Source organism: Streptomyces sp. NPDC059909, assembly GCF_042730885.1.
In the GTDB taxonomy this organism is placed as follows: Bacteria; Actinomycetota; Actinomycetes; order Streptomycetales; family Streptomycetaceae; genus Streptomyces.
The window spans coordinates 1-9,337 of the sequence record NZ_JBHWKX010000140.1 but is presented as its reverse complement, the minus strand read 5'-3'; the positions used below and the strand labels follow the sequence as shown (position 1 = coordinate 9,337).

Below are 9,337 nucleotides of genomic sequence, written 5' to 3'. Positions count from 1 at the left end.
CCCCGCCGCTATCTCCCCGAGGGAAGCATGGACACGATCTACCCCCAGGACAAAGATCAGATCGGTCCGGCTACACCACTACAGGGGACATGACCGCTCGGCCGCCCTGACCTGCTGGCGAGTCAGCCCAGTGGCTTCGGGCGGGGCCTTCAGCCATTGAGCTTTGCGCGCAAGCGTTCGTTCTCTTTCTCCAGCGTCTTAACGCGTCGTTCGAGTTCGGCTCGTGTCGGCTTCTTCGGGGGCGGAGGCAGGGGTTCTGTTGGTTCCGGTGGCTCGCCACGCAGCCCGATGGGTTCGTAGGCCACGATGGTTTGCCGGTCTTCCCCGCACTCCGAGCATCGCCTGCTATATGACCCGGCGGAGAGGGGGTCGGTGTACGTGTAGTGCGCCTCCGTCTCGATGATGTGGCCGCAGTACAGCCGGACACGCCACCGCATGATCGCGTGGTCGGCCTTCTTGAAGGACTGCATCAGCCTCGCGACGTTCTCGAACGCCTGGCGGCGACGCTCCGCCCTCTCCGGGTCTGCCCGGCACATGGCGTCGTCCTCCTCGACCTGACGCCGAACCCACTCGCTGATCTCCTCGCTCTGCTTCTGACGGCGGTGGTCCCCGTGGGTGAGTTCATACTCCTCCAACGGAACCCCGCTGCTCCGGTATTCGACTTCGCGCATGACGGCCAGCGTAGAAGCGGCGTCCACGCGTCCGTGGAGAAGAACGGTCTTGTCAACCAACTTGCGGATTCTGCCCGTGAGAGACCGCCGGGGTGCGTACTGGCCCAGAGGGGCCGGTCTCCATAAGGCCGTGGATGGTTGATCGGACTCGCGGTCGCAGGAGTCGCTGCGGGCTGTGCCGCGTACCCTCCGAGGCCAGCCGAGTGGGCTCGCGTGGTGCGGCGGCGAGAGCCGCTCTGAAGTGAGCCATGGCTGCCGCCGGCGAGCAACCGCCGGTGCCGGTCGGGCCGCCGCCAGGCGCGGGGCGCAGCTCGTGGCCGCACCGTCAGCCCCGCCGGACCGCCCCGAGCTGGGCCCGGTGCAGGTCTGGGGCGGTGAATCGCTGCGCCACCGTGCGCAGGACGCGGGCCATCGCCTGGGCGGGTGGGGTGGCGGGGCGCGACGTGGCGCGCGCGAGGAGGATGCGGCGGGTGGGGGCCGGGACGTCGGAGGCGAACGGCAGGAGGCGTACGTCACTGCGTCGGCTGGTGAGGGCCAGACGGGGTGCGAGCGCGATGCCGAGACCGGCGGCGACCATGGCCTGCGCCTCCTGGTAGTCGTGCGACGAGTAGGCGATGCGCGGCTCGAATCCCGCCTGGCGGCAGCTTCGGCGCAGGACGTCGGCGACGGGATGGTTGTCGGCGCGGATGATCCACTCCTGGTCGGCGAGATCGCCGAGACGCACGGAGGGATGTGTGCGCAGGGGGGAGTCGGCGGGGACGACCAGCACCGTGGGGTCGTCCAGCAGGTGAGTGAGGGCAAGCGCCGGATCGTCGAGGCGGTTCCATTCGTAGTCCCAGAGCAGCCCCTGCTCCACCTCCCCGGTGTGCAGCATCTCCCTGAGCTCCGCGAGGACTCCGGCGCGTACCTCGATACGGATGCCGGCGTGGCGGCGTCGGAAACGCGTGAGCGCCAGCGGCAGCAGGGACGCGCTCGCCGTGGGGAAGGAACCGAGCCGCAGGGTGCCCTGGTCGAGGGCGGTGAAGGAGTCCAGGTCGGCCTGGGCGGCACGGAGTTCCCGGCGGATGGCCTGACCCCGTTCGGCCAGCGCGGCACCCGCCGGGGTGGGGCGGATACCGCGTGGCAGCCGCTCGATGAGGGGCTGCCCTGCCTCCTGCTCCAGCAGGGACATCTGCTGGGAGGCGGCGGAGGTGGTCATGCCGAGGGCTTCCGCCGCGGCAGTGAGTGAACCGCGTTCGGTGGCCTCGGTGAGCAGCAGCAGACGGCGCACGTTGAGCATGGCGTCGACTTTAGCTGAGCTAAACCCAGGTGAAGCAAACTGCGATTGTTCCGAAGTCATGGCTCTGCGAAGGTCTCCGCAATCGCCGAGCGGTTCACCGGCACGCAATACGCCCGTAACCCGTTTCCTCGGCCCTTTCCCTACCTCCGTTGATCCAGGAAGAGCCTGAAGACGTGCACATTCCCGCGACCCTGGTGCGTGGCGGCACAAGCAAGTGCTGGCTGTTCAACCAGGTCGAAGTCCCGACCGACCGTGGCGACCTCGAAAGGCTGCTGGTCGCCGCCTACGGCGCCACCGACCCCGTGGAGCTGGACGGTGTGGGCGGGGCAACTCCCACCACCTCGAAAGCGGCCGTGGTCAGCGCCTCACCCCAGCCCGGCGTCGACGTCGACTACCTGTTCGCCCAAGTCGGCATCGGGACGGGCTCGGTGGAGTGGACGAGCAACTGCGGCAACTGCGCCACCGGCGTCGCCCTGTACGCGGTGACCAAAGGAATGGTTCCGGTCACCGGCGACCGGACGCGCGTGGTGATGCGCAACACCAATACCGGCGCGGTCCTCGAAGGGATCGTCGACACCCCCGGAGGCGTGGTGCACCACTTCGGCCGCCAGACGGTGCCCGGCACCCGTGCCGGCGGGGTCGCGGTCGGCCTCACCTTCCGCGACCCGGCCGGTGGCACGACCGGCTCGCTGCTCCCCACCGGCCAGGCCGCCCAGGACCTGCGGGTCGGCGCCGCCGAGCCGGTACGCGTGAGCATGGTGACCGCAGGAGCTCCGGTCGTCCTTGCCGACGCCGCCAGTGCCGGGCGTACCGGTGCCGAGTCACTGGAGCGGATGAGCGCGAACGTCTCCTGGCTGCGCACCGTACGGCATACCGCCGCACCCCTGATGGGGCTGCTCCAGCCGGGCGAGGAACCGGGCGACGCGGTACCCAAGGTGGGCCTGGTCGGCCCGCCGGTGCCGTACACCACCACCCTCGGTGAACCGATCGGTGCCGAGGACTACGACGTGTCGGTGCGCATGCTCACCATGAACGCCCCGCACCCCGCGATCGGCCTGACCTCTGCCGTCGCCGTCGCGGCGGCCGGACTCCTTGAGGGGTCCGTGGTCTCCGGGCTCACGGGCAGCCCGACCGACGAGTGGTTGCGCCTCGGCACGCCCGCCGGTGTCGTCGCGGTCCGCTGCACCGATGTGAGGGACGGCCTGCCGCACCGGGTCACCGTGCAGCGCGCGGCCCGTCTGCTCGCCGACGCCCGCATCTACGTACCGGAAGCAGGCAGCCCGCAAGCCGCCTGAGCCGCGACGAACATCACCTCGGTCAGGCCGGCTCCCAGCCGTCCACACCGGGATACCCTCGCGCCCTCGGGGCGCGCCACCCCGTCCCCACCGCACCAAGGACAAAGATGTCTGCTGAAGTGATCTCCATAGGCGCCCTGCTGGTGATGTTCGTGCTCGGCACCGTGCTGCCGATCAACCTGGGCATCCTCGCCTTCGTCGCCACCTTCGCCGTCGGCACCGCCTCGCTCGGGCTCACCGAGGCCGAGATCTTCGAGGGGTTCCCGGCCAAGCTCTTCGTCACCATCGTCGGAGTCACCTACCTGTTCTCCGTCGCCCGCCGCAACGGCACCATCGACTGGCTCGTCGCGGCCGGAGTAAGGCTGGTACGCGGCAAGGTCCAGCTCATCCCCTGGGTGCTGTTCCTGGTGGCCGCCCTGCTGACGGCGTTCGGTACGTTCACCCCGGCCGCGGTCGCGATCCTCGCGCCGATCGGCATGAACTTCGCCTACCGCTACAAGCTCAACCCACTGGTCGTCGGCATGATGGTGATCAGCGGCGGGCACGCGGGCGCGTTCTCCCCGCTGGCCGTCTCCGGTGCGCTGGTGCTCGGCCTCGTCGACAAGACCGATGTGCAGGTCTCCGCCGTCGCGCTGTTCAGCGCCAGCTTCCTGATCAACCTGGTGCTCTCGATCCTCACCTACGCCCTGCTCGCCAAGCGTCCCGCCCCGCTGGCCGAGGGCGCCGCGGAGGCAGCCGACGACGAGGACCTCGCCGTCTCCGGCAGGCCCGACTGGCGGCAGTGGCTCACCCTCGCCTCTCTGCTGGCCCTCGTCGTCGGCGCGCTCGGCTTCCACCTGGAGATCGGCTTCCTCGCGCTGGCTGCCGGCGCCCTGCTGGCCCTGGTGGACATGAAGCGGCAGGAGAAGGCCGTCGACGGCGTCAGCTGGTCCACCCTGCTCCTGGTCGCGGGCATGATGACGTACATCGCGATGCTGGAGAAGGCCGGTGTCATCGAGAAGATCTCCGAACATGCCGCCAACCTGGGCGCCCCGCTCGTCGTCGCCCTGCTGTTGTGCTTCACCGTGGCCATCACCTCCGCCTTCGCCTCCTCCACCGCGATTCTCACAGCGATCATCCCCATCGCCGTACCGCTGCTGCTCTCCAGCCACCTCAGCGGTGCCGGACTGATCGCCGCGCTCGCCGTCTCCACGACGATCGTCGACACCTCTCCTTTCTCGACCAACGGAGCACTCGTCCTCAGCAACGCCCGTGGGGTGGACTCCCGCCGCTTCTACCGCCAGGTCATCGGCTACACGGGCGGAATCGTCGCCCTCGGCCCCGTCGTCGCCTGGGGCGCCCTGGTCCTGCCCTGGTCATAGCGCAAAGACCGACGACGGACAGCGGAGGGCGCCGAGCCGGACCACGCACGGCGCCCTCCGTGCTGATTCTGTGTGCAGGACACAGCAGCGCCCGGAGTGGCGTGAGGCCGCCGGCGACGGCGTCGACGGTCAGGAGCAGCGCGAGAAGCAGCGTCGCGTAGCAGGCGGCGGCGCGTGCCTCGCCGGCCCACCGTGTGTCGTGCGTGGCGCCCTGGACGCTCTTCGCCGGAGGGACGAAACGTGGCTCCATGGAGCGGATGCCAGGACTCCGGTGCTCAGGTGCTCCGGTGCCGGTTCAGCCGGTCCGTCCTGACGCGGTGTCTACGCGGCGGTGGCCAGTCTTGTCGCGCCGTTGACGCGCCCGGCCGCGTAGTGGACGTACTCGTGGGCGAGTCGGAAGCCCGCGCTCCAGGCGAGCAGGCGGCTGGGGCGGTTGTCGCGGGAGCAGCTCCAGCTGGCCGTGCGGCCGCGTGCGGCGACGTCCTCGGTGAGCTGGGCGACACAGGCGAGGGCGAGGTGTTGCCGGCGCTCCTCGGGCACGGTCGCGCAGGCGAGGTCCTCGTAGCGGCTGCCCAGGAAGCGAGTGCAGGCCACGGCGGCGATACGGCCCCTGCGGAAGGCGGCCCAGCCGAGTCCGGAGGCGGCGAGTGCGGCCGGGCCGCCCCAGGAGCCGTGGATCCAGGCCATGGCGGGGTCGAGCGCGGCGAGCGCGGGGGTGTTCTGCGGGGTGAGGCGGCGGACGCTCACGCCGCGGGGGAGCGGGGGTGACGAGGCCGGGGCGCGGTGCAGGTAGAGCATGCGTTCCCAGGGCGTGAACGGTTCGAACGCCGCCCCGAGCACCGGCAGGAAGCGGTCGGCCGCCTTGATGTGGTGCCCGGCGAGGGGAACGAGATCCCGCGGTGCCACGGCGGTCGGATCTCCGGCCAGCAGGGCGTGACCTGCGCAGGAGACCGCGATCACACGCGGCGCGTCCGTGCGGTCGGTCCACCACCGGCCATGGCCGGTCGCCAGGACGTGCTCGGCGAGGGCGGCCGTGCCCGGCGCAAGACAGGGCCTTCTCGACCGCGGCCGTGGCGTCGTAGTGCGGCTCGTCGGAGTCCGGCGGGTAGTACTTGCGCAGCCAGCCGTTCTCCTGCGCCGACCAGTCGGGGCCCGGGCCAGACGGTTGTCGTTGAGAAGAGCCGGCTCGATGCCGAACACCTCCTCCACCGCCCAGGTACGGGCCCAGTCACCGACCCGCACCAGCGGTGCGGGCGAGGTCAGCCGGTTGACCACCAGCGCCTCGATCACCTGCCCGTGGGTCAGATGCGCACTCGCACCTCCCGGACACACCTCGTCGACGATCCCGGCGACATCCAGCCGGCGCAGAAACTCGGCAGCGACAGGCAGAGCGCCCAGACGCTTCTCCACCACGGACGTCACCACCAAATCAAGGCGCTGACGCTGAGACCGGGGCCGCGGAGACCGGGAAGTCATCGACACACCCCACCCAACGCCACACGACCGGCCCAGGACACCCCCAGACCGGTCACACCATACGAATCAACGACCCGCGAAGTACGGGACTAGAGGGCTGGCCCGGGGGTTGGGCACGGCGGCATGGAACGGCGGCCCGGGGCGAGCGGGCATCTCGTATTAGGCGGCAACGGGTGGCGTGGGAGGCGACTCAGGGTTCGATGACGAGGCGTTCGATGAGGCCGTCGCCGAGTGTGAACTGGTAGCGCAGATCGATGGTTCCGCCGGGGAAGTTGCCCTCGAGGCGGTGGGTGGCGATGTAGCGGGTCGCGTCGGTCTGCTGGGCGTCGGTGAGGTGGATGGTGTAGGTGAATTCGGTGGCGGATCGGTCGAGCCACCCCTCGATCGCCTCGGTGCCCTCGTAGGTGTTGCCGTCGTCGATCACTGTGGCTTCGCCGGTGAACGCCGTCATTGCGGTGGCGGTGTCGTGGGCGCGGTGCGCTTTCAGGTAGCGGGTGATCACCTCGGGCAGGGTGTCCGGGGTGCTGGTTCGGGGCTGGTTGTCGTGCATGACGTTCCTTGGGATGGTGGCCGGTTCAGACGGTGGGGGTGGTGCCGCCGTCGATGACGTGTTCGGCGCCGACGATGGCAGAGGCGCGGTCGGAGACGAGGAAGGCGACGAGTTCGGCGACTTCCTCGGGCCGGTTGGGGCGACCGAGCGGGATGCCGCCCAGGGAGTCCATGAGCCGGCCCAGCGCCGCTTCCTGGGTGATGTCTGCGTCGCGGGCGATCCGGGCGACGAGGTTGTCGGCGGCCGAGGTCTGGATGAAGCCGGGCGAGACGGTGTTGACGCGGACGCCGTGCGGGGCGACCTCGTTGGCCAGGCCCTTGCTGTAGGTGGTCAGGGCGGCCTTGGAGGCGGCGTAGGCCAGGGTTCCGTTCCACAGTGGCATGCGGCGCTGGATAGAGGTGACGTGCACGATCACGCCCTTGCCCTTAGTGATCATGTGAGGGAGGAGTGCTCGGTCCAGGCGGACGGCGGCCAGCAGGTTTGTGTTCAGCTCCCTGGCCCAGTCGTCCTCGCCTAGCGCCGCGAACCCTCCGGCCGGCGCCTCGGACCCGCCGAGGGTGTTGACCAGGATGTCGACGCCTCCCATGCGGGCGTCCACCTCGGCGGCTACGTGGGCTGCGCCCTGGGCGGTGGACAGGTCGGCGGTGATGAACGCCTTCTCCTCGACGTCGTCGGGGCGGCTGCGGGCGGTGACCAGTACGGTTGCGCCAGCCTGGGCGAGACGTCGGGCGATGGCGGCTCCGGTGCCCTTGGTGCCGCCGGTGACCAGAGCGCGTCGGCCTTCGAGGGATTCGCTGATGGATGTGGTCACGGTGTGCTCCGTTCCCGGGTGCAGGCGCAGAAGGCACCGCTCCCGCCATTACTGCTAAGATAGAAGCTACTAACTTCGACTTTAGCAGTAACCGAGGGGATGGTCGCCGTGGCAAGCCGGATCAGGCTGGAGGACCGGGAGTGCCCACTGTCCACGACGGTGGAACACGTAGGCGAGTGGTGGACGCTGCTAATCCTCCACGACGCCTTCGACGGCTACACACGCTTCGACCAGTTCCGGGAGAGCCTGGGAATCTCCTCCAGCATGCTCACCACTCGGCTGAAAACCCTCGTCGCGGACGGGCTACTGGAGCGCCGGCCGTACCAGACCAACCCCGTCCGCCATGAGTACGTTCTCACCGAACTCGGGCACTCCCTGCGACCGGTGATCGTCGCCCTGGCCGCGTGGGGCAACTCCCGCCTCACACCGGCCGAACGCAGCATGATCCTCATCGACGCCCAGAACGGCGAGGAAGTCGAGCCCGTCGTCGTCGACGCCAAGACCGGCCGCCGACTCGACGACAGCGACACCTACGTCTTCACCGCAGGTCCCGCAGCCAGCGACGCCATGCGCCACCGTTACGCGACACGGCCCACCAGCCCCGCGGAGGCGTAAGGCCGCCCTGGCCCTCTTGTGGTCCCCCAAGACCGACGCGCGGCCAGTAGGCACTGCGGCCGTCCTATTCGCAGACACCGCTGGTGCTGTACCTAGTGGCTCGTCACGCAGCCTTGGCCAGTTAATCGACCCGCTGCCCGTGAGCCAGCAGACTGTCTCCAGGACCTGATCTTGGAGGTGGTCGTGGGACGTCGACCGAGTGTGTTCGTGCGGCCGGTCACGATGCACGAGGGCCGGAGGCTGCAGCGGATCAGCCGCACCGCGAAGGACCCGGTCAGGCTTCGCCGGGCGATCGTGGTGCTGATGTCCGCCCAGGGCCAGACGGTCAAGGACATCACCACGCTGATGCAGGTCGGCGAGGACTACGTCCGCGAGGTCATCCACGCCTTCAACGAGCGGGGGTTCGACGCGCTGGACCCAAAATGGAGCGGGGGACGCCCCAAGACGATCAATGACGAGGTGCGCGAGCACATCTGCCTGATCGCCCGGACGTCCCCCGCCGACTGGAAGATCACCGCGTTCTCCACCTGGAGCCTGAGCAAGCTCGCCGACCATCTGGTCAAGCAGAAGGTGACCGCGGCCATCAGCCGGGAGACCCTGCGCCGGATCCTGCGTGCCGGCAGGGTCACCTGGAAGACCACCACCACGTGGAAGGCTTCCACCGACCCGGAGTTCATCGCCAAGATGCACCGCATCCTGGCGCTCTACGACACCCCGCCGGCGGACGGGCGGGTGATATGCGTCGACGAGTTCGGGCCGCTGAACCTGATGCCGCGCAAGGGCAAGGCGTGGGGTCCGGTGAGGCGTCCGCGCCGACTGCGGGCCACCTACAACCGTCCAGGCGGTGTGCGGCACATGCTCGCCGCCCTCGATCTGGCCACCGGCAAGCTGTACTACCGCATCCGACCGCGCAAACGCTGGCGGGAGTTCCTCGACCTCCTCAAGGCCCTGCGGGCCCGCTGGCCCGGTCAGAAGCTGTATGTGGTGCTGGACAACTTCTCCCCGCACAAGCACGCCAGGGTCCGCGCCTGGGCGGCCGACCACCAGGTCGAGCTGGTCTTCCTGCCGACCTACGGCTCCTGGCTGAACTGGATCGTGCGACACGAAGTCGCTTGAGAAGAGTGGGAATCACCAAGGAGGTTCGACTGATGTCGAAGGTGTAAGACCCGAGTCAGTGCGCAGGGCTCGTTCCCGCCCCAGCGTGCGTTGCGAGTAATCGCGGGGTGCGAAGCCTGGGGAATTGCCCAAGGATCCTCGTTCCATCCGGGGGTTACAGGCT

General features: G+C 69.3%; 9 protein-coding genes. 4 read left to right on the top strand and 5 right to left on the bottom strand.

What is annotated here, in order from left to right; translation table 11 throughout:
• Nucleotides 1-149: 149 nt before the first annotated feature.
• Both ACFV9O_RS38640 and ACFV9O_RS38635 read right to left on the bottom strand, forming a co-directional pair.
• Nucleotides 150-731 (bottom strand): hypothetical protein, encoded by a 582-nt coding sequence (locus ACFV9O_RS38640; protein ID WP_385427291.1) that lies wholly within the window; start codon nt 729-731, stop codon nt 150-152.
• A 265-nt stretch (nt 732-996) separates the two neighbouring features.
• On the bottom strand, nt 997-1,950 hold the full coding sequence (locus ACFV9O_RS38635; protein WP_385427288.1) for a LysR family transcriptional regulator: 954 nt from the start codon (nt 1,948-1,950) through the stop codon (nt 997-999).
• Between the two features lie 173 nt (nt 1,951-2,123).
• On the opposite strand from ACFV9O_RS38635, the gene ACFV9O_RS38630 reads away from it, so the two are divergent.
• Complete coding sequence (locus ACFV9O_RS38630; protein WP_385427285.1) at nt 2,124-3,245, top strand: PrpF domain-containing protein; 1,122 nt, start codon at nt 2,124-2,126, stop codon at nt 3,243-3,245.
• A 107-nt stretch (nt 3,246-3,352) separates the two neighbouring features.
• A complete protein-coding gene (locus tag ACFV9O_RS38625) occupies nt 3,353-4,606 on the top strand; it encodes an SLC13 family permease (protein WP_385427282.1) in 1,254 nt (417 codons plus the stop codon).
• 321 nt (nt 4,607-4,927) lie between these two features.
• Here the strand turns inward: ACFV9O_RS38625 and ACFV9O_RS38620 are convergent, their stop codons facing one another.
• From ACFV9O_RS38620 to ACFV9O_RS38610, 3 genes are all read right to left on the bottom strand, one after another.
• Nucleotides 4,928-6,019: a GNAT family N-acetyltransferase gene (locus ACFV9O_RS38620; protein ID WP_385427279.1), complete on the bottom strand. Its 1,092-nt coding sequence runs from the start codon at nt 6,017-6,019 to the stop codon at nt 4,928-4,930.
• Nucleotides 6,020-6,272: 253 nt separating this feature from the next.
• Complete coding sequence (locus ACFV9O_RS38615) at nt 6,273-6,632, bottom strand: nuclear transport factor 2 family protein (RefSeq protein ID WP_266988463.1); 360 nt, start codon at nt 6,630-6,632, stop codon at nt 6,273-6,275.
• Nucleotides 6,633-6,657: 25 nt separating this feature from the next.
• A complete protein-coding gene (locus tag ACFV9O_RS38610; RefSeq protein ID WP_385427275.1) occupies nt 6,658-7,443 on the bottom strand; it encodes an SDR family oxidoreductase in 786 nt (261 codons plus the stop codon).
• A gap of 99 nt (nt 7,444-7,542) precedes the next feature.
• Here ACFV9O_RS38610 and ACFV9O_RS38605 point away from each other — a divergent pair, with 99 nt between their 5' ends.
• Together ACFV9O_RS38605 and ACFV9O_RS38600 are read left to right on the top strand one after the other, a co-directional pair.
• A complete protein-coding gene (locus ACFV9O_RS38605) occupies nt 7,543-8,058 on the top strand; it encodes a winged helix-turn-helix transcriptional regulator (RefSeq protein WP_385427272.1) in 516 nt (171 codons plus the stop codon).
• A 183-nt stretch (nt 8,059-8,241) separates the two neighbouring features.
• Nucleotides 8,242-9,174 (top strand): IS630 family transposase, encoded by a 933-nt coding sequence (locus ACFV9O_RS38600; protein WP_385427269.1) that lies wholly within the window; start codon nt 8,242-8,244, stop codon nt 9,172-9,174.
• Nucleotides 9,175-9,337: the final 163 nt, after the last annotated feature.

What these genes read in the sequence shown, in the direction of transcription:
- ACFV9O_RS38635 (WP_385427288.1), bottom strand. Translation starts at nt 1,950, where the DNA reads ATGCTCAACGTGCGCCGTCTGCTGCTGCTCACCGAGGCCACCGAACGC.
- ACFV9O_RS38625 (WP_385427282.1), top strand. Translation starts at nt 3,353, where the DNA reads ATGTCTGCTGAAGTGATCTCCATAGGCGCCCTGCTGGTGATGTTCGTG.
- ACFV9O_RS38615 (WP_266988463.1), bottom strand. Translation starts at nt 6,632, where the DNA reads ATGCACGACAACCAGCCCCGAACCAGCACCCCGGACACCCTGCCCGAG.
- ACFV9O_RS38605 (WP_385427272.1), top strand. Translation starts at nt 7,543, where the DNA reads ATGGTCGCCGTGGCAAGCCGGATCAGGCTGGAGGACCGGGAGTGCCCA.